Source organism: Mangrovimonas sp. TPBH4 (genome assembly GCF_001280505.1).
GTDB lineage: Bacteria > Bacteroidota > Bacteroidia > Flavobacteriales > Flavobacteriaceae > Mangrovimonas_A.
In genome coordinates this window covers 222,857-243,437 of sequence record NZ_LBIO01000049.1, presented here as the reverse complement: position 1 = coordinate 243,437, position 20,581 = coordinate 222,857, and the positions used below count along the sequence as shown (strand labels likewise).

At 37.1% G+C, this 20,581-nt stretch carries 19 protein-coding genes; 6 read left to right on the top strand and 13 right to left on the bottom strand.

Annotated elements, in window-relative coordinates; all coding sequences use genetic code 11:
* Positions 1-67: 67 nt before the first annotated feature.
* The 3 genes from ZA05_RS10105 to ZA05_RS10090 all read left to right on the top strand — a co-directional run bounded on the left by ZA05_RS10105 (position 68) and on the right by ZA05_RS10090 (position 2,925).
* Positions 68-1,216, top strand: a complete 1,149-nt coding sequence (locus tag ZA05_RS10105; protein ID WP_053991569.1) for an esterase family protein — start codon at positions 68-70, stop codon at positions 1,214-1,216.
* 516 nt (positions 1,217-1,732) lie between these two features.
* Positions 1,733-2,581: a DJ-1/PfpI family protein gene (locus ZA05_RS10095; RefSeq protein ID WP_053991567.1), complete on the top strand. Its 849-nt coding sequence runs from the start codon at positions 1,733-1,735 to the stop codon at positions 2,579-2,581.
* A gap of 44 nt (positions 2,582-2,625) precedes the next feature.
* Positions 2,626-2,925, top strand: a complete 300-nt coding sequence (locus ZA05_RS10090; RefSeq protein ID WP_053991566.1) for a DUF1330 domain-containing protein — start codon at positions 2,626-2,628, stop codon at positions 2,923-2,925.
* Positions 2,926-2,993: 68 nt separating this feature from the next.
* Here ZA05_RS10090 and ZA05_RS10085 read toward each other — a convergent pair whose 3' ends face one another.
* Together ZA05_RS10085 and ZA05_RS10080 are read right to left on the bottom strand one after the other, a co-directional pair.
* Positions 2,994-3,974 (bottom strand): AraC family transcriptional regulator, encoded by a 981-nt coding sequence (locus tag ZA05_RS10085; protein WP_053991565.1) that lies wholly within the window; start codon positions 3,972-3,974, stop codon positions 2,994-2,996.
* Between the two features lie 542 nt (positions 3,975-4,516).
* A complete protein-coding gene (locus ZA05_RS10080) occupies positions 4,517-6,901 on the bottom strand; it encodes an arylsulfatase (protein ID WP_082333738.1) in 2,385 nt (794 codons plus the stop codon).
* A gap of 375 nt (positions 6,902-7,276) precedes the next feature.
* Here ZA05_RS10080 and ZA05_RS10075 point away from each other — a divergent pair, with 375 nt between their 5' ends.
* The 3 genes from ZA05_RS10075 to ZA05_RS10065 all read left to right on the top strand — a co-directional run bounded on the left by ZA05_RS10075 (position 7,277) and on the right by ZA05_RS10065 (position 9,205).
* Entirely contained in the window at positions 7,277-7,882 is a 606-nt protein-coding gene (locus tag ZA05_RS10075; protein ID WP_053991564.1) for a TetR/AcrR family transcriptional regulator, read from the top strand.
* 80 nt (positions 7,883-7,962) lie between these two features.
* Positions 7,963-8,175, top strand: a complete 213-nt coding sequence (locus ZA05_RS10070; protein WP_053991563.1) for a hypothetical protein — start codon at positions 7,963-7,965, stop codon at positions 8,173-8,175.
* Positions 8,176-8,269: 94 nt separating this feature from the next.
* Positions 8,270-9,205, top strand: a complete 936-nt coding sequence (locus ZA05_RS10065; RefSeq protein WP_053991562.1) for a DUF6268 family outer membrane beta-barrel protein — start codon at positions 8,270-8,272, stop codon at positions 9,203-9,205.
* 52 nt (positions 9,206-9,257) lie between these two features.
* Here ZA05_RS10065 and ZA05_RS10060 read toward each other — a convergent pair whose 3' ends face one another.
* The 11 genes from ZA05_RS10060 to ZA05_RS10010 form a co-directional block, all read right to left on the bottom strand.
* Positions 9,258-9,887 carry a hypothetical protein gene (locus tag ZA05_RS10060; protein WP_231632476.1) on the bottom strand — a complete coding sequence of 210 codons (630 nt, stop codon included), beginning with the start codon at positions 9,885-9,887 and terminating at the stop codon, positions 9,258-9,260.
* 73 nt (positions 9,888-9,960) lie between these two features.
* Complete coding sequence (locus tag ZA05_RS10055) at positions 9,961-10,686, bottom strand: DUF6090 family protein (protein ID WP_053991560.1); 726 nt, start codon at positions 10,684-10,686, stop codon at positions 9,961-9,963.
* A 93-nt stretch (positions 10,687-10,779) separates the two neighbouring features.
* Entirely contained in the window at positions 10,780-11,481 is a 702-nt protein-coding gene (locus tag ZA05_RS10050; RefSeq protein WP_197276078.1) for a DUF2225 domain-containing protein, read from the bottom strand.
* Between the two features lie 481 nt (positions 11,482-11,962).
* Positions 11,963-12,646, bottom strand: a complete 684-nt coding sequence (locus ZA05_RS10045; RefSeq protein WP_053991558.1) for a DUF6090 family protein — start codon at positions 12,644-12,646, stop codon at positions 11,963-11,965.
* Between the two features lie 128 nt (positions 12,647-12,774).
* Positions 12,775-13,278, bottom strand: coding sequence for a hypothetical protein (locus ZA05_RS10040; protein ID WP_053991557.1), 504 nt, complete (start codon positions 13,276-13,278; stop codon positions 12,775-12,777).
* Positions 13,279-13,284: 6 nt separating this feature from the next.
* Entirely contained in the window at positions 13,285-13,734 is a 450-nt protein-coding gene (locus ZA05_RS10035; protein WP_053991556.1) for a DUF3997 domain-containing protein, read from the bottom strand.
* A 164-nt stretch (positions 13,735-13,898) separates the two neighbouring features.
* A complete protein-coding gene (locus tag ZA05_RS10030) occupies positions 13,899-15,299 on the bottom strand; it encodes an alpha-amylase family glycosyl hydrolase (RefSeq protein WP_053991555.1) in 1,401 nt (466 codons plus the stop codon).
* Between the two features lie 178 nt (positions 15,300-15,477).
* The gene (locus ZA05_RS10025; protein ID WP_053991554.1) at positions 15,478-15,780 is read right to left on the bottom strand and encodes a DUF6544 family protein; all 303 of its coding nucleotides are present in this window, start codon (positions 15,778-15,780) and stop codon (positions 15,478-15,480) included.
* A 47-nt stretch (positions 15,781-15,827) separates the two neighbouring features.
* On the bottom strand, positions 15,828-17,261 hold the full coding sequence (locus ZA05_RS10020) for a hypothetical protein (RefSeq protein WP_053991553.1): 1,434 nt from the start codon (positions 17,259-17,261) through the stop codon (positions 15,828-15,830).
* Between the two features lie 187 nt (positions 17,262-17,448).
* Positions 17,449-18,552, bottom strand: a complete 1,104-nt coding sequence (locus ZA05_RS10015; protein WP_053991552.1) for a DUF6544 family protein — start codon at positions 18,550-18,552, stop codon at positions 17,449-17,451.
* Positions 18,549-20,171 carry a hypothetical protein gene (locus ZA05_RS10010; protein ID WP_053991551.1) on the bottom strand — a complete coding sequence of 541 codons (1,623 nt, stop codon included), beginning with the start codon at positions 20,169-20,171 and terminating at the stop codon, positions 18,549-18,551. Before ZA05_RS10010 ends, ZA05_RS10015 begins: the two co-directional genes overlap by 4 nt.
* Positions 20,172-20,581: the final 410 nt, after the last annotated feature.

The following is a 20,581-nucleotide window of genomic DNA, read 5'->3' as shown; positions in this document are numbered from 1 at the left end:
ATCTATGTTTAAGGAAAGAGGATAATGCTCTGTTGGATACCAAAATAACAGATTAAATAGTAATGTCATGAAAAAATTAACACCTTTTGCCTTAGTGCTTTTGGTACTAATGGCTTTTTTAAACTGTGAGACAGAACCTGTCAATTCAGATTTTGACAACGTGCAGACTGAGGATTCCTATAGAAAAATTGAGAAGAGTAAACTTCAAAATAGGGTCTTGGAGAGTGAAGCACTGTATGGAAATTTTATAGGAAATTCTTATGTTAGAAAATTGCAGATTTATACTCCACCAGGATATAAAAAAAATGGCACTAAAGAATATCCTGTTGTATATTTATTACATGGGTTCCCTTTTTCTGAAAAATCATTTATAGATGAAAGTGTTTGGGACGAATGGATTAATAATCCATACCTGTTTAGTAATGAATACCCAGATTTTCCAGAAGAAGGATTTAGGCTTTGGATAGATAGCCTAATTAGTAATGGTCTTATCGAGCCCATGATTATTGTTATGCCTAATGCAGCTACAGAACCCTACGGATTTAGTTTTTACACTAATTCCATACTGAATGGCAATTTTGAGGATTTTATTGTCGATGATCTTGTTAGTTATATGGACAAAAATTATAGTACTATAGCTAACCCAACCGGTCGTGCCGTAGTGGGACATTCCCAAGGCGGCTATGCTGCATTTAAATTTGGTATGCTACATCCCGATATTTTTGGAGTTGTTGGCAGCCATAGTGGTTTGTTGTTAGTAGATGCCTTGTTGGAATTTGCTGCTGTTATTGAACAAGAAAATCCAAATGGTTTTACGGGGCCAGATTCAAGTAAATTTTTAACTAGTGCCATGTATGCAATGAGTGCTGCTTGGTCGCCAAATCTTAATAACCCACCTTATTATGTAGATTTGCCTTTTGAGTTTGATGAATACGGATCTGTTCATCCAGTCATGGAAGTAATGGATCGTTGGCACCAACAGGATGTTTTTTCTATGTTGGATATATATTATGACAATTTCAATTCTTTAAACGGAATCTATTTTGATGTGGGGATCTATGATGAACTTGGCACTAATCTAACACATCCCTATATCGTAGAAAAGTTAAATTTCTATAACATTGATTATACTTTCGAAACCTACGAAGGAGGACATCATACAAATATGTTTGAACGTTTAGCTATTGCTTTGGAATTTTGTTCAAATAAGTTCTGATAATTTAAAATACTAAATCAGTAAAAGAAACCTGCAGATTTCTGTAGGTTTTTTAATTTCAATACAGTCATAGAGTCATTGCAACAAAAGTTGTATATCATTAATAATAGCATAACATTGTTCAATGATTAATTGACTAATTTTTTAATTAAATAACTTTTGGTTGCTTGGGCAGTTTGTTGGGCTGTACCAAATTGCTTTTAACTTCTGTTATTTTACATTAAGTAATTGAGTGTGTTAGTTGGTACTGGAAATGGAGTACTAGGCACTTTTGTCTTCACATTATTTAATTGGTCTGTCTTTCGTTTAATAAGATGCCTAAAAGTTTGTTGTAAAGGGGGCATTCAAAGATTACCAAACTTGCATTTACAATGTGCTTGGGTACACTGGTTTGGGATTTTAAAAAACCTTTTTCCATTAATTCTTGGCCTTTTAGGGGTAATTGTTCCAAGTGCAATGGTGTTATCATTGCATACTAATAGGTAGCGATACTTAAAAACCGACGAACCAAACCCTATGAATTGTATCAAGCAAATATTTGGCGTAGCACCCTATGAAGAATTGGAGAATACATATTCGCCTTCTAAACTTGCATTGAAACTGGCCGTTGATAAAAAGACGGATTATACACCCTATAATTTTGAAAATAGAAATCAGGATTCCTCAAAGAAGATTTTGATAGTTGGAACAGAAACCGAATTGCTCAAAATGGCAAACGGAACATTGTTTCAAACGGGCAACCATCCTTTTGAGTTATTTATACCCATGTTACACTGGGAGGCAGCTGGCTTTGCCATCGATATTGCAACACCCACTGGTGATGCTATGGCGTTGGAACATTGGGCCATGCCTACAGAAGATGAGGCGGTGATGGCGCTTTATGGTACATACAAATCGAAGCTTGAAAAGCCATTAAATCTTTGGGAATTGGTTGGTCAGTTGAATGACCGTAGTCCTTACTGCGCTGTTTATTTTCCGGGAGGCCATGGTGTTATTGCAGATCTGCCATTCAGTGGGGCTGTTGAAAAGCTCATTAATTGGACGGCCAAACACAACAAACACTTCATTACCATTTGTCACGGGCCCTCGGCTTTGTTATCAACCGGGGATAGCTCTCCCTACAGTGGCTATACTATTGCTGCTTGTCCGGATGGTATGGACAAACTGCTGCCGGCTACGGGGTATTTGCCAGGAGGCATGCCTTGGTTCTATGGGGAGAAATTAAACAGTCTAGGCATTAAGATTGTCAACAAGACTATGAATGGCAAAGTAATTGTTGATAGAAAATTGATTTCAGGAGATGGACCTAAAGCGGCCAATGAGCTGGGCATTGTGAGCTCCAAAGCGTTACTGAACGAAGCATAATTTAAAATTCATTACACATAACTATAAAACCAAAAGCAAATATCATGGAAACCTATTTTATCATCAGTTACGATATCGTAGATTTTGAAACCTTTCAAAAATATCCACCCGCAGTATTGGAAATTTTGCAACAATACGGAGGTGAGTTGTTGGTGTCCGATACCGAAGCACTAGCCATAGAGGGTGAAAAGAAAATGATGCATGCCATTATTAAGTTCCCTTCACAAGAGATGGCCATGGAATGTTTCAACAGTGAGGAATACCAAGCGGTTCGTCCATTTAGAATCAATTCTACCAAAGACAATACCGTAATTATGGCAAAGGCATTCAATCCAAACGCCTAATTTTTTTTGAAAAAATGTTATCAAAAGGCCCATTCAATTAGTGTTTGGGCCAATTTTAAATTTGGGTATCAGGAGTCTTTTTGTACGTTGCTAGGTAGAAAACCGTAATGCTTTTTAAATGCTTTTGAAAAATGGCTGAGGTTGTTATAGCCCAATAGAAAAGCAACTTCCGAAACGGAGTAGTTTTGATGCAGTCGATCCAAACCAACCGCCAATTTGTTCTGCAGGTGATATTGGTAAGGACTAAGCCCATAGACCTGTTTAAAATAACGCTTGAATTTGGACAGGCTCATCCCAGACTGTTGCGCAAGTTCATCCAAACTAATTGGTTGCAAGGGGTTTTCATCCATTAAAGTGCGCACCTGTAATAAACTTTCCAAATCATTATGGTGAATATTGGAATGTTGGGAGCTGTTCAACTGCCGGTTCTCGAATTTCGTAAATAAGGTATTGAGAAGCTGTAGAGACCCGGAAAACAGCAACAAGCGATTGGAACTGAGCAAGTCCATTTCTTTTACCAAATATTTAAACTGGTAATCCAAATTTTCGGCCATGTATATAGGGTCGTCACTCACAAATAAACGTTTCAAATTTGGATTGCTGTCCTCGAAGGCATTGGCCAGCAGCCAATCTCTAGTAAATCCTATCTGAAATATCTTTACCTCTTCATTGGCAGGAATGTGGTATAGGCTAATGGAGGCCGACGAACTTAGCATTATACTGATACTGTCGAAATTAAATTCGAACTTTTTTTCATCTATCTGTTGGCTGATGGGGGCTTTGGTAAGATAAAAGCTAACAATAAAAAGGTCGTTGGTTGTGCCGGCAGTTTGTGTAATGTCAAAAGGATCCTTTAGCGTAAAATTCATCTGTTGTGCCCAAAACCCTTTTTGGAATTCCATATACTGCAAATGCCCTTGCCCAATGCTTGGATCGAAGACAAATGTTTCCTGATCAATGCTGCCTAGATGTTGGTGTTCCAAAAACTGATACCATTCAGTTGGTACCATAAGTGGGTATGAAATTGTACTAGGTGCTTTTGTCTTCATGTTAAATAAATGGCTGGTCTTGGTTCAACAAGATGCAATGGTTCGTTGTAGGGGAATTTGGTCCAAAGATAATTAAAGAAAACCGACTTACGTCTTTGCTAATGATGTTCCAAGTGGGAAGGAGGCAAGCTTAGTGGTGCTGAGTAGGTGTCTTATTCTTTACAAAACACTGATAATCTGGAGCCTTTCCAGAAAGTCCATATGCATAAATGGAAGCATATATTTCCTATTCACCTAGTTTAAAATTTGCAGGTTTGTCGAGAATCAATGCAAGACTTTTGTCCTAGCTTATAGGAGCTGGCCAAAAATTCGGAACGTCCATGTTTTGAACTCATTTTCAGAAATCTATAAATTTAGATTTGTTGCGTTAAGGTATTGAATAGACCCGAACAGTGCTGGTTTAATTGCTAACGGTTTTACACATGGCTTGCGGCAGATCCGTACTGCGTAATTTTCTGCTGAAAACTACGCCGAGCAAAATGTTTATCCCTTGGATTAAGGATGTCCACCTGCCACAGGCCATATGCAATGTTGATAACCGTTTACTCTATATCTATTTTAACATAATTTATCTTTCCAGTGAAACGATTTTCATTTACATTAACGCTATAATTATCACTCACATTGGTTCCTTCATCAAAGCCAACATCGGCACCTTCATCCAAAGAGAACATGTTACCGTTCGTATTCTTTATGCGACCTTCCGCTACTTTACCACCATCTACATAAATAGTCATTAAACCACCTTTACCAATACCACCACCATCATAGGCAAAATCATACTTGATGGTATGTTTTCCAGGTTGGAGTGCTTTCGAGCTCACAACATGATATTGCTCTTTTCCTACCCAGTTATATGTAAAGGCAGGTTTTCCATCCATCATATATAAACTATAGCCACCAAATCGTCCTGCCATGGCAAAAATGACTCCGTTAGCGCCTTTTTTTACTTCTACCTCTGTAGTATAGGTGCTGCTGGTATTTTTTACATTTATAAATGCGTTTTCCATCATACGGTACATACCATCGTAAACGGTAAGTGATTTTCGAGATCCCATTAAATCTGGCCTTCCAGCTCTTTTGGCATCAAGTCTTTCTGTACTTCTGTCATCAATTGGTAACACACTGTATTTTGTAGCTTCAGTTAAAAATACCTCCTGTAATTCTTTTACTTTTTCAGGCATTTCTTTGGAAAGATCATTACTTTCACTAAAGTCCTCCTCTACATTATAAAGTTCCCAAGTGTCGTTTTCAAGTGTTGCTCTTGGTTCATTTGCCCAAGGTTCAATATGTATCGTTGCGGCAACCCAACCATCTTTATAAATGGCACGATTTCCTACCATTTCGAAATACTGAGTGGTGTGAAACTCTGGTGTTTTAGGGTCTGTAAATGTTTTCAGCATACTAACACCTTCAATTGGTTTTTGTTTAACCCCATTTACACTAGTGGGTTCTGGCACATTGGCCGCTTCTAATATAGTTGGTACAATGTCTATGACATGACTAAACTGGTCACGAACCACATCAACTTGGTTCAACTTACCAGGCCAAACAACGATCATTCCGTTACGCGTACCTCCAAAGTTACTAGCAACCCTTTTGGTCCATTGAAATGGTGTATTACCGGCAACTGCCCAACCCGCTGCGAAATGGCTAAATGCCTGTCTGGTTCCTAATTTTTCAAGATTTGAAGCAACAAAATCCAAAGATTCTTCCACACCATTGAAATACGTATTCTCATTTAGAAGTCCATTAGCAACACCTTCAGGACTTGCTCCATTATCTCCTAGCATATATATGAAGAGCGTGTTTTCAGCAATTCCCTGTTCTTTAATGGCGTCGTAAAGTCTTCCTACTTGGTCATCTGTGTGTTCAGCAAAAGCCGCAAAGATTTCCATTTGTCTGGAGAATATTTTCTTCTCTACATCACTTAAGGTGTTCCATGGTTTGATGTATTCTGGCATCGGAGCTAGTTTTGTGCCTTTAGGTACAACGCCCATTTCTATTTGACGAGCGAGGGTTTTTTCACGATACGCATCCCATCCTTCATCGAATTGTCCTTTGTATTTGTCAATGTATGAAGCTGGCGGATGGTGAGGTGCATGTGTAGCTCCGGGAGCATAGTACATGAAAAATGGTTTATCAGGCGTTAATGATTTTTGAGCTCTCATCCAGCCAATGGCCTGATCCGTCATATCTTCGGTAAAATGGTAGTCCGGGTCTTCCGAATCGACTTCTATCTTAGTAGTACCGTCATAAACGGCTGGATAAAATTGATTGGTTTCCCCTCCCATAAAGCCCCAAAATTTTTCAAAGCCTTTGTATACAGGCCAACGGGTAAAAGGACCAGAAGTACTAACTTCCCAAGAAGCTGTTTCATGATTTTTACCAAACTGGGCAGTGTTATAGCCATTTAGCATCAGGATTTCTGCAACTGTTGCGCAACTTTGAGGAATGATACCTGTATTTCCTGGAAAGGATGTGGCTGTTTCCGTAATACTACCCATATTATTGCTGTGGTGATTGCGGCCGCTTAACAGGGCAGCTCGCGTAGCTGAACATATGGCAGTTGTATGAAACCGATTGAATTGTATGCCTTCTTCAGCCAAGGTGTTAGCCGTTGGCATATTGATAAGGCCACCAAAAGCACTGCTATGACCAAAACCCATATCATCAATGAGTACGATTACTACATTTGGAGCACCTTCAGGGGCTTTTAAAGACCAAGGTTCGGGTGCCGTGGCATTTCTAGCATCTAGTACGGTGGATTTTTCATATTCGGGTGGTGTTAAAGGTAAGATGGTACGATCCAATGGCCCATTTGCTTTTACAGCTTCTTTATTAGTCGCTTTGTTGGAATCTGTTTGGCTTTGGCAAGAGGTGAATGCCAAAAAGCTGATCAGGATTAAGAAGATTTTTGATTTCATTATGTGGTGTTTTAATGGTTGCTAATACAGGACTAGGCATATTATGTTTAGGTCGATTTTTAGCTAGGTAGTTATTATGAATAAATATACGTATTTATCTGAATATCAGCTATGAAAATGCTTTCTTTTGTAAGTTTTACCGTATTGTAGCGTTTGTATGTAGTATTAAATGGTATTGTTTAAAAGGCTTAGTTCTCTTTCCGTTACATTATTGGCGACGCTTTTGTAGGGGTATTCTTTGATTTGTTTGGAGGGAAGGACTATTGATCTTGTATGTGTATGTAAATTAGGAAGAGATATTTTGTTAAAAAGGAGCGGTTTTTTGTCTATCCAAAAAAATGAATTACTTTTACCGACCAAACGGTCGGTTTATTTATGAGTGATTCAAAAGATTTAATAGTCAAAACTGCCTTTAACCTCTTTATCAGCAAAAGTTATAATGAGGTAACCATGCAGGATATTGTCAAGGCTACAGGCCTCTCGAAAGGGGGATTCTATCATTATTTCAGTAGTAAGGAAAAGGTCTTCGAAGAGGTAGTGAATGTCTTTATTCAACGCACAAAAGTTGAAGAATTGGCTGCCTTTTCAGAAGGAACGCTTAAAGAATTCTACAGCGCTTATATAGACGTATTGGAAAAGCGGATCATGAAATACAGGGAAGAGAGTGGAGCCTCTAAAGAGGTGTTAAAGGCCAACCATTATGCCTTGGTGTTTGATGCCATAAAGCTTTTGGACGGTTTTAAGGAACGGCAAACTCAAATTCATGAAGAAGAATTGGAGCTTTGGAAAACGGTTATTGCCAAGGCCAAGGCCAGCGGAGAAATAGCCACACCGCTCACCGACGAACAAATGGCCAAACTGTTCCTGTTTCAAAACTATGGCATTGGCGTCTATTATTTTTCGAGATCGCAGGCCGATGAAGCTTTAGAGCAGATGAAAGAACAATTTCAAGCTATTTATAAAAGTATCAGTAAGGATTAAATTTCTTTTGAACCAGAAGGATACCAACCGTTCGGTTTTATATCAATTCAATTTTTAAAAACTATACAATTTACACCCATATGGACGTTACCATCTATAAAACGAATGTGAACAATGAACATGTAGCGCAACAGGTCATTACACACTTACAGGCCATTATTCCTGATTTTATGATCAATTTTGACTTGGAAGACTGTGATAACATCTTGCGCTTGAGCGGTAACCGCATGGTTTCGGACCTTGTGATTCAATGTCTGACCTCCAACGGTTTTGAATGTTCCGAAATAGCCTAATCCTATCACCATTTTAAATAAAATGACTCATGGCAACATACCTGAGCCAGCAAGCTGCAGCTATGTTTAAATTGTAATACCTACGAAACAGAGAATGACATTCACCCCACAACACCTCAATCTACACCTTACCTTATGTTTGTTAGTGCTATTCACGCTAACTGTTACGGCCCAAGAAAGTACACAGGATTCTACCGTATATAAGCAATTCCATAAGTTTCCATTGTTAACCTTGGACCATTTCAACTACCCCAAAACAAGTTTTAATACCGATACCGATAGGGGCGAAATGGAAATAAACGAGCAACGCTTGACCATGCAAATCGCCTTTCCCTTAAAGGAAAAAAAGACCTATTTGTTCAACAGTATCAACTATACCTTATTCAATTATCATACAACGTTCGACCAAAGTGCCTTGGATATCCAAGAGAGCTATCATTCTATTCAATTGTCTATAGGGCTTATTAGTGTGCTGCCCAAACGTTGGAGGCTTGTGTTTAATGCCATGCCTACCATAGCTTCCGATTTTCATAGACGTTTGAATTCCGACGATTTTATCTTCCAGGTGTCGGCCATGGCTACCAAAAGGGCAAGCCAAAATTTTCAGTATGGTTTTGGATTGGCCTATACCAGCCGTTTTGGAAATTTAACCATCATTCCGCTTGTGAGTCTTACTTATAAAAAAGAGAAGTGGTTAACCTCGGTGATTTTGCCTGCCTATGCAAGTCAATACTATGTGTTCAATGACAAGTACCGATTGGGGTTTAAGGCTGCGGTGTATGGTAATTTGTACAATGTGCATTTTGATGACATAATCTCTGCTTTGGATTTAAACAGGCTGTCCTATTCCAGAATCACCTTGGGGCCAGAGTTTCAATTCAAGCTTATAGGCGATCTTTACGTGAATACAGGAGGGGGTATTGCCGTTAGGAATGTATTTCAGGTGCAAGATGACGACCTTAATACCGAACTGGATTTGGACGTAAAAAGCAGGGCATATTTGAATGTGGGTCTACGTATTTTGAAATAAGCAATTAGGCGAGAACAAGCAATTACTTGTAGCCATTGTTGAGTTTCTTTTTTTATTTTGGTTTTGAATATTCGATCAATTCCTCCACATAGTGAAAATCACCTTGATTTTGAGTGAGTTTTATGAAGTTTTTTACAGCAGGTGCATATAACCAAACTTCTGTTTCATTTGCGCTATATCCTCTAGAATTGGTAGTTTTCCCCGCGTATTGTATTGTGTAGGCCATAAATGTTCCCGCTTCTACTGTTTCTTCTTGGTATGATAGTACTTCGGCATTCTGACTTTGGTTTCCAGTAGTTCCATCTTGACTTGTCCAACTGTTTTCATATTTCCATTTTTTACCCACTTCGAGAGGCCAGTCGTATTTCGGTGTTTCGCTTACATCTGGTTTAACGATTTCGGTAACGGGAATAGTATCTTTTCCAATAGTCATACCTAGGGCTCCGTCAAAACTTATGATTTCTCTTGTATCTGTTCCATCTGAGCGAACTTCTCCTTCAGTAGTCACACCTTTATATTTCCATACCCATTTCTCACCAACCTGATAATCAGTTAACGTTGGTTGGTTGGTAGTGCTGGATTTAGTTGAGTCATTACAGGCACTAAGTAATACTAATGCAAATAATATTAGAATTGGATTTTTCATTTTTTGGTCTTTAGTACAATATGACGTGCTAGACATAAATTCGTTACAATTACTATGGGTTAGTAATAGGCATAGAAGAATATACGTCTTAAGTTAGTCTTGCGTTACTCTATTCTAAAGAATTGTATTCGTTTTCTATTTGCTCGATTAATTTTGTAATACTTTTTTTTAAAAGGACTGATTGCCTTGTATAATAATTAAGTTGTCTAGATGAAATATAAATATCAGCTAATATTCGTTTATCTGTAATTGTAATCGGAGAACCAAAATCACCATATTTTATTTCATATGCATATTTATTTCTTAACTCTGTAGAACGATCCAACACATCTTCACCAATAGCTATGATATTTTGGACCTCTAATTCATAGATATTTTGAATATTATTAAATAGCTCACGATTGCTTATTATGTTTGATTTCCCTTCAGATATCATTGAATTATAAGTTCCAATTTTTGGTCGAAATTTTCTGTCTGTAAAGAAAATATATTCTAATTCAGATACTCCTTCTACTTTGGGTAGCTTACCAATAATTTCCTCGAATATAAAGTCAATAGTTGTGTCTTGAGACATTAATTGAGCAATTCGCCATTTGTGGTCTTTAATTACTTGAGACAACAATAATGTATCTTGAATTAAATCACTCTTTATTTCTTTTAGATAGACTTTCTCTGCTTCTCGTGTTTTTTTTAATTCGTTCGAATTATTTATACTTAGGGCAATTAAAATTCCAATAACTACTAGTATAATTTCTCCAATAGCATAAAGAAGATATTTGATGACCTTATTATCCCGAATCATATTTTGTCTTATTCTTCTAAAGATTTTTGCCATTGGTTAATGTTTGAATTTAATGAATGCCAACGGTTTGGCTATACGCAGTGTCCTGAAGGGCATTGCGTATAGGTTTTGTTGGCAGCTGGCTTTTTATATTTCATTGTTATCATCTTTCTCAATTGCAAGTTCTTTCTGCTTAATTGCGACTTCTTCTACCCAATCTTTTTTGTTTATATCATTAATCGCCTTTTCATAATATGTCACAGCATCTTGAAAATGTTTTGTTCTTCTGCACATTTCGCCAATCAGATAATTAATTGTAGCAATTGTCGAAGAGTCTTCATATTCATTTTGCTCTAATGCCTGTATCAAATATTTTTTCGTTTTATTTTGGAAGTCAATTCTTAAGTCAATACTTGTCGAGTCCAATCTTAGAAGGTAACTTCCGATTAGGTAGCAATTAGAAATTTCGTCATTTGTTTCTTCCAAGAACTCCTTAAGTTCACCCGCTATCAAGCACTCTTTGGAATCGTCTATGAGCATATCATCATATTGAGATAAAAAGCCTTTAATTTCTTCCTGTCTTTCTTTAGAAAAAGTTGTGTCAAAATCCGAAACATATCCTGAATAATGACATTTAGGACAAGCATTGATTAACTCTTCGTAATGATTACCAATTGCTCCTTGCTTTTGAAAGTCATACAATGTCCCAAAAGTCGTCATACTCATCGTAACACAGAATTCAACCTTTTCTTTGTCAATTGGGCATTTCACTTCTTTAGTTGAACAAGTATGTCCATAAATTGAATTGGCCAATAATATTGTTCCAATAAATGTTAGTATTGTTTTCATATCTCGTTTTTTAAATTGCTGCCAACAAAGGGCTAAACACCATGGTTTTATACCCATGATATCAGCAAGGTTGGTTATTTTGCTTAAAAATAGGGGTTTTCTTTAAAATTAGTATGAAAAAACTGTCTTTTGTAGGCTGAGGTATATTTCAAGGTTTGCCGTGGTTGTTCTTGATGTTGTTTAAAATACTTAGTCTTTTAGTTCCGTGACATTATAGGTAACGCTTTTGTAGGTTAATATTCCATAGGTAAAATCGCCCTCGGGCTGGTGGTATATCATGCTTCCTTGGCTTGGCAGCAAATAGCCATTTAGCATTTTATAGTCTTTTTATTGAGTAGACCGAGGATGGCTGTTATGAGATTTCTGTCAGTTTTATACTAGGTTGCAACTTAGCAAAAGTTAGCTCTTTGTAAATCATCAAATCGGTTGGTTTGGCGTGTGTGATTCAAGCTACTGAGGTTCGTAAACCCACCAAAAACAGCTATTGCTTAAACCTATTGTTAGCGGTAGTTAACCTGTCATCAAGTACTTTTTGTTTCTCCAAATTACTTTTATATCCACTAATTTGTTGGTTGAGTAACACTTCATATCCTAAAACAATATTTTCAAAATGAGGGTCTTTACTAAAGTCGGCGTTAATCGATTCAAAATCCCTAAATCGAACATTTTCGAAAAAAAATGGGGTTACATATTCGTTGACATAGTCGGCTATTAAACCTTCAAGTTTCGTACTTGTTTTATAGGATTTATAGGTGCTTATGATATCTTTTCTAAGGTCGATATCCGTTATCATATCAAACTCCCCCGATGCTGTAATGTTCTCCATGGTTGTTGTTGAAGGATTGAAATCGGCCAATGTCATCATGCTTGCACTTAGCGATTTGATCCGTGTATCTGAGTAGGTTCCAGATAACAACATATTTTTTAGGGTGTCTATGTCCCTTTTATTAGAATTTGCAAAATCTATGGCAGAAACAAGACTTTCATAATTGGTTTTGTTTTCTTCATAAAAACTCTCAATGTAGCCCTTTGCTTCCAATTCTGTTTTAAAGGAATCATTCCAATTGTTCAGTTTAAAAGCTATAGTTATACCAATAATAACAATCAATAAATCGATAAGTTTTGATTTCCAATCAATTTTAAAATCAATCTTAAATTTTGCCATAGCGTTTTTTTAGATTAGAAACCCTATTTAAATTAGTTGTTCAGGTGTGTCTAGCGGTTTGTATATGGTTTCGGTAGGTGAATATCCAAAGCAATGTCTGTTATATGGTTGCATGTTACCATATTATTTTAAATAATTGATTCTCCTTTTACCAAATAGTACAGTAGAAATCCGTATATAATGTCAAGCCAAAAGTAATGCAGTATTCTGGCTATATATATGATTATTACTAAGGGGATTCCTATTAAGGCTATATAATTTCCTTTTTTTACTTCCTTTAAGCTATTGCTCCACAAAAGGTCTCCCATAGTAGTATTGGGAAACGAATGGGCAGCAATCGAAACACCCAGCCATACAAATAGAAAATCTGAGTTTGGAAATAATTCTAAACCCACATAAAATAATAGCAAAGAAATTAATGACATGATTGTAAAGGGGAGCACTGCAATTCCGAATGTTTTTGAATATTCTTCTGGGATTTCATGGACTACGGGGAGTTCTTCTCCGGTTATAGTAAAATAGTTAACCTGAAGTAATTCTATCTTTAAATAATTGCAAGTTATTTTATTGAAATACGCGTCTAAAATTACGCCTGGAAAAGTTAGTAATCTAATAAGTAAACCAATAATCATATGTTTTTATTTTAAATTTTTATCAATAAACCGGTATCCTAAATTTTCGGGAACACCAAGGTTTGTTCTACCTTTTATAAAGTCATTTTCATTGCCAAATTTATGTAGTTCGTAGTTGTTGTTCCCTTCCATAATTTTTATAATGTAGTAGTTAGTAACTGTTTTATTTGGTTTGAGGCTGTCAAAGTCAATTAGGTGGGGCAAGGTGTTTGCACAGGGGTGTTGTTTGGCTATTATAAAGTCCTTGTTGTTCCCGATAGCAAATACATCGTGCTGAACAATTATTTTCTCTGGTTCATATATTTTGTCATTCAAGCTATATACAATGTGCCAATCCCTTTGATCCCAACCAATCAAATAGAAGTCATCAGTTATTTTTCCTCCAGATTCATTTGCGCCGAAATAGCAACTTGTTAAAGTTATTAAAATTAGAAACAGAGATACTATTTTTCTCATTTTTTTAAATTGGTCTCCAAATGTTTGACTATTAGTAGTTCCTTTGTTTAGCGTTTAAATTTGAAATTACACATAAAACTGATACAAGCAAAATCCATACGTATGTTCAGAAATAGGTGATGAAAAGCAATTATTTATAGCCATTTTTGAGCACTATGTTATTTTTACTTCTTCACATAGACCTTGTATTCCCAGGGCTTTAGCACTAACTTAAAATCTTCATCCAAGTGAACCTCTTCATTCGTTGAGAAATCTATGTACTTGCCATGGTAGAGCTGTTCCTTAAAAGAGGCATTTTGTTCTTTATCGGAGAAGTTGAACAATGCAAAAACTTTATCCTTATCATTCTGTCTAACAAAACTTAATAGTTCACTCTCCGACGAATTTGGAACTTTTACCATTGTAGCTCCCAATGCTCCATGCCATAGAGCAGTGTTCTCTTTCAATAAAGCAAAAAGAGATTTGTATAAGTCGCTGATGTAGTGTTCTTTCCAAACGATAGGGTCTTTTTCAAAAAACTCCAATCTTTTTGTATTCCCTGCTTCTTGTCCGTTGTAAATTAATGGCATGCCTTCCCCAACGACTGATAAAACGATAGCGGCATCAAGACCTTCTCCAAATTGTTCCCACATGGTTCCTTCCCAGGCATTTTTATCGTGATTGCTCACAAATGTCATACGGTAAGAATTTTTAGGAAAGGCACTTTCATTCCAAGAATAATATATATACAACCCGTTTATGTTTGCCTGTCCTTTACAGATTTTATGTACTGTTTCGTTCCAACTCCAAGCGTAGGTCATATCAAAGGCCTCAGCATGTAAGTCTCGTGATTCCCATTCAGCGAGCATGAAAACAGGTTTAATGGCATCAAGCTCTGTACGAACATTGTTCCAAAAATCAACCGGAACAAAACCTGCCACATCACATCTGTATCCATCAATATTTGCTTCCTTAACCCAGTATTTCATTGCCTCCGTCATATATTCCCGAACACCGGGATTATTAAAATCCAAGTCGATGATATCGGACCAATCCCACCATGGCGTTGGCCTAAAATCCCCCTTGTAATCTTTGTCGTACCAATCAGGATGCTTTTCCACCAGAATATTGTCCCATGCGGTATGATTGGCCACCCAATCCAAAATTATATACATGCCCTGGTCATGAGCAGCTTCAACGAAATGTTTTAGGTCGTCCAAAGAGCCAAATTCGGGATTCACACTATAATAGTCTTTCACGGAATAAGGACTGCCCAATGTGCCCTTGCGGTTTTTTCGGCCAATTTCATGAATGGGCATAAGCCAAATGATATCTATGCCCAGTTCTTTTAAGCGTGGTAACTCTTTTTCGGCTGCTCTAAAAGTTCCCTCTTGAGAGAACTGACGAGTATTTAGTTGGTAAATGGCCGCATTTTTACTCCAATCTGGATGCGAGATTTTTACATATTGCTCTGGACTGTATTTATCCATCTCAGATGAAATATCCTTTTGATGGTCAGTATTATTCTGACATCCGAGAATGAATAAGGCTGCTACAAGCATTAAGTGATAGCTAGTTTTTAGCATTCGATTATTTTTTATGGTACGTCACATAGACCAAGCATCATGGTGTATATACCCATTATATCTACACGGTTTGTTATTTTCTTAAAGATAGGTATTTACCAGTATAATTAATATGAAAATACTGTCTTTTGTACGTTGAGGTGTATTGTATGCGTCCTGTGGTTGCCTTTGGTTGTGTCTAGAAAACCCAGTCCTGCATTTCTGTGACATTATAGGTGACGCTTTTATAGGTTAGTTCCCCATAGGTGAACTCGCCCTCGGACTTGTGGTATATCATGCTTCCTTGGCTTGGCAGCAAATAACCATTCAGCATTTTATAGTCCTTTACAGGGGTAGACCAAGGAAAGTTATGATAGGTGTTACCATTGGTTTCGTAGCGGTCATAACTGATGAAATTTACCAGTTCATGGTTTTTGTTGAAGTATAACTCTGCACTTATGGTGATGGTTCCGTTGGTGAAGGTTGCTTTGGCTATATGCAAAGGAAGCCTAATTATAGACTATAGGATACGGCTAAGTTTTAGTATTACTACTTATGAGAATTGTTTTGTGTTATTTTATTCGTCCTAATCATTAAATCAACCCTAACATTATTTTTTTCAAAAGATTTTAGGACCGAATAATTCTTATGTAGTATGTCTAATTCATAATCACTCAAATTGTACACATTCGAATAGAAAACATACATTTCATTTCCAGAAAAGCCCTTAAAATAGCGATTATCTCCATTTAAGTCAACATTGTCGATGGAAGTATTATTTGGAAAAAAAGACGCCGTTTGGTTAATATCAATTTTGGTTTCATCCATATAGTTAATGGCGCTTTTTCTAAGGTTCCAATAGGGTAAATGAGCCAAAGAAGAGTCCCATCCTTGTGCGAAGGAATCTGAATAAACAATAAAGTTGCCTAAAAATAGGTTCGTTAGTAAAACTGCGAAAATAATTTTTTTGTGTTTATATGCTTTGATGAGTATAAATGCTAAAAGGGATAAAGAAAGGTAGGAAACCAAATAGTATCTATGCCCCATGGTGTTTTTAATAGCTAAACTAGCGCCATAGATAATAAAAGTAGAGAAAATGGAAATGATCAATAAAGAACTATAATTCTTCCACTGTATTTGTTTTCTTTTTAGATAGAGCGTGAACATTATAAATAATAATAACCCAATCCTACCGAAATCAGAAAACTGAAATCCTAATACAAGGATATTTTTCCCCAAATTTTTTAAAAAATCTTTAAGGGAGGAAAATTCCAAGGCGCTTCCCCATATTTCCAACGGGTGAGATATCAACCATCCTTTTACAGTCAATCTCCAAATTAAATAGATGAAAGCTGGTAGTGCTGAAATTAAATAGGATAAAACAGTTTTTTTTGAGATGAAATTTCTAAGCTTTTGTTTCTTTACTATTGTAAAAATTAATAAGTCAACAATAAATAATCCGGCACAAAGCATCATCCCTCTAAAGGTAACTATTCCCAAAAATGATAAACCGATTATTTTAAAAAGGACATTGTCCCTTAATATGGAATTTAAAGCTAGAAAAAAGAAGAACGTTTGAATAACTTCAGGGTTTACCAATACCAGTTGAGATAATAAGGTTGGATCTGCAAGCAATAATAAAAAAGCAGCTATTTTGAATTGTTTTTCTTTGATGAAAAAATCAATAAAAAAATATATTTGACATAATAAACCTAAAATAAAGGGGTACATCATCCAATGAGAAGTCGCCAAGGACCTTCCAAATATTGTCCAGCCGCTAGCTAATAAAGTTCCTAAAAAAGGAGGGTGTCCATTATCGATTTCAAGTGGAATAGTAGCCCATTGGAATATACCGTTTTGATATAAATAAGTACCTATTTTAGAGCCACAAAGAACATTGTCCCAAAATAGGCCAATATTTTGACTAGATAATACGATAAGAAAACTGAGTACTGAAAAGATTAGTAATTCTTTAAATTTCATTGTCCTTGAATTGCTTACAACATAAGGCTAATTACTATTCTGTTTAGGCCCATTCTATAGTTGTTGATTTTTATTTTTGGGTAAAGTTACATATTTGCTTTTGTGGTTAAATTAAAAATACTGTTTTTTCTAAGGTGTTGTGGATTGCAAGGTTCGCTGTGGTTGTTTTTAGTCTTGTTTAAAGAGTTCAGTCCTGCATTTCTGTGACATTATAGGTAACGCTTTTATAGCTTAGTTTCCCATAGGTGAACTCTCCCTCGGGCTTATGGTATATCATACTTCCTTGGCTTGGCAGCAAATAGCCATTGATCATTTTATAGTCTTTTACAGGGGTAGACCACGGATAGTTATGATAGGTTTTACCATCTGTTTCGTAGCGGTCATAACTGATGAAATTTACCAGTTCATGGTTTTTGTTGAAGTATAATTTGGCACTTATAGAGATGGTCCCATTGGTGAAGGTTGCTTTGGCTACCGTATCGCTAATAGCTTCCCAACGTATTCCGGGGTCAATAAGCGTTGCAGGTGCAATCAAGCACATGTCGTTAAATAAGGTAACCGTTTCCCCTTGATTCATTTGCTCGCCTTTGGCATCCACCATAGTAATCCAGTTGAGCAACTTTACTTGAAAAGTAGCGGTTTCATTTTGGTACAAATGCAGGGCAGTGGCCGGTAAGCCCATCTTCGTAGCGGAAATGTAAAAATAGCGGGAGGGGTTTTCGTAAAAATTATACTGCACGGATTGCACTTTCATGCCCTCGTCATTTGGTTTGGAATGCAGCATGCCCACAAACTCGGCCCTAAAGTTCTTTACTTTTTCCTGCCCAACAGATTTGGTGTGTCGCAAATAGTCCTGCACAGGATTGGGGAGGTGTGCGATGTCTTTTTCAGTCAAGATATCGGTTGGAAAGCTATTGTTCTCTGAAAAATCATGTTGCACCTTGGAAGTAAATTGACCTTTTAGCAAAACCGACCCCAAACTCACAAAAGCCACCACTAAGATGATAGCATTGGGGATGCTGCCAAACTTGGCGTCTTTCCAAAAGTAGACAATCAATCCTTGGGAAATAATTATTGCGATGATTCCAAAAATCCAATGGTACTTGGTATTTGTGAAGTACAGGATACCGTAAATGAATAACAGAACTGCTGCCAGTAACCAAACAATGCCCGCAGTTTTTGAAATGGGCAACGTGAGCTCTTTTAATTCAGCCAATCCAAAAGCTTTGACAAATCCGAATAAATGGATAAGTGCGTGGAGTAGAATGAAGATGACAAAGGCAATTCTCATAAGGTATTTGTTTTGTTCTCTTTTGTAATTCTTTGGATAAACCGGGGAATTTGCAGAATGTCAAATCCAATAATATACAGCTCCGAAGTTGCTTCAAGAAGTTGATTGAGGTCTTCATACGGGACCTTTTCACGGTAAATAAGTGGCTTTTGGATGTGGTAGGAGCTGTATTCGTTTGTAATATCTGCCATCGACTTCCAGTTGCCAGTGGAAAGGGTTGAGGTTTCTGTCCATTGAATGATGTTGGGGACAAGTTCTGTAATGTCCAAAACCTTGGTGTTGGTTGGATAATACACCACAGAAACATGGTTATAAAGCTTTTTGAAATCGGGTTGGCTGCAATAAATCCGCCAAGAGTTGATGTCTGGGATGTTTGAAATCTCCTCAAGGTCATTTTCTGCCAAAGTGTCCACCGTGAGGGGTTCCAATGCTTTGGCATTTGCTTCCGCAGCACCCCAATAGCGTTTTTGTCGCGCATAGGAAAGGGCGCCTATTCTTTTCAAGATCATGTTGTTCATGCCATCTACTGTGGCATGTGCAGAGTTGGGATAGTAACTAAAGGCACCTTCATCAGCCACATAATATTTGTCGAAGCTCACCTTGATGAAGTTGGCAATGATGTCTTTTGCAGCTTTTCGGTCTTCATCAGAGGCATCTTTCCATAAACAGGCCAGGAGCATTTTAATCCCTTTGGCCTGGTTCAAATTCCACTCGTGCACCCATTCCAATTCATCATCCGCCGGCATGGGGACTTTCAGCCCTTCAAGGGTCGCCCTAAACAGTTTGTCACCGTATCGCAGGGGAAATTCCTCGTAGATATCCTCTCCATTGGTGTCCCGAAATTTCTTTACAATGGAATAGCTGTTGTTGATATCAAATTTCAATAATTCCTTGGTTTTTGTGTGTTTTGGGCCCCATAGGCCGGTTTCTGCATCCTGAAAATTGTACATCCATTGTAAAATGGTTTGTTTCCATTCGGGAGTAAAGTGGTACAAGTTGTTTCTTTCAATAACATTATCGGGCTCTATATTACTGAACATGTCCCGAGCAAAATGAAACGAGGTTTGGGGGAATTTGGATCCCAATCGGTTCATATAGGAAATGTCGTTGAGGTAAGCTTCCAGTTTTTGGGGCGTGTTGATGTTATCGAGAAAGGAGAGGGGATATTTCAGTTGTAACGGTTTGCTTGTGGAATCTTGCAAGGCTTCCAAATGCATTACCATATTTTCGGTGTTGGAAAAGTAGGTGCAAAACGGCGCGGAACTGTCCATAAAGGCCCCGGTTTCTGGATTTTGAAGGTTGAGATAAAAGTCAATTTCGTCCTGCTTGCTCTTAAAGTTGGGTATTTTTATAAGGTTCTCTTTATTGCTCAAGAAGGCATGGTATTTCGAAACACCTTTAAGGGCTTCCAAATAATGGCCTTTGCCAATCAAATAGCCAAAACCAACCATATGAAACTCAAATTCGCCCATATAATAGCCCTCTTCCTGTAAATGCTTATTCATTTTGAAGAGTTCCTTGACCTGCGACTTGACTCTTAACGACACAAAGGTGCCTGCAATGATGGTGATCAAGAGCAGGCTTAGCAGGCCCCATGATGCATATTTTTTCAGTTTCATTTTAAAGCTGCATATTTATAAGTGTTTAAGGTGTAAGTGGGGCTGTAAGTATTGTGGTGATTACTTATGTTAAAGGTAGTGAAGAAAACTAACTTTTTTTGAGAATCAGAGATTTTCTGAGAAGATGTAAAGGGACAGATTGTTTGGAGTCCATATCTCTTACTTTAAAAGATTATTAATGATAAAAGCCTCAATTCTAGTAACTATGCAAATGATAAATTCGATGGAGTTAAAAAGCAATTTCTGTCTTTTTACGATATTTTATTTTTTGTTGAGAGTTTGTTAAATGACCTTTAGTTTTTGCGAAAGTTGGTTTGCTATGAAATTTGACTGAGGTAAAAGAGCGATCTGGTGTTTCCGGTTTTAATTATGTTGGTACTCCTAGGGTGTAATATCAAAAAAAAAGCCAC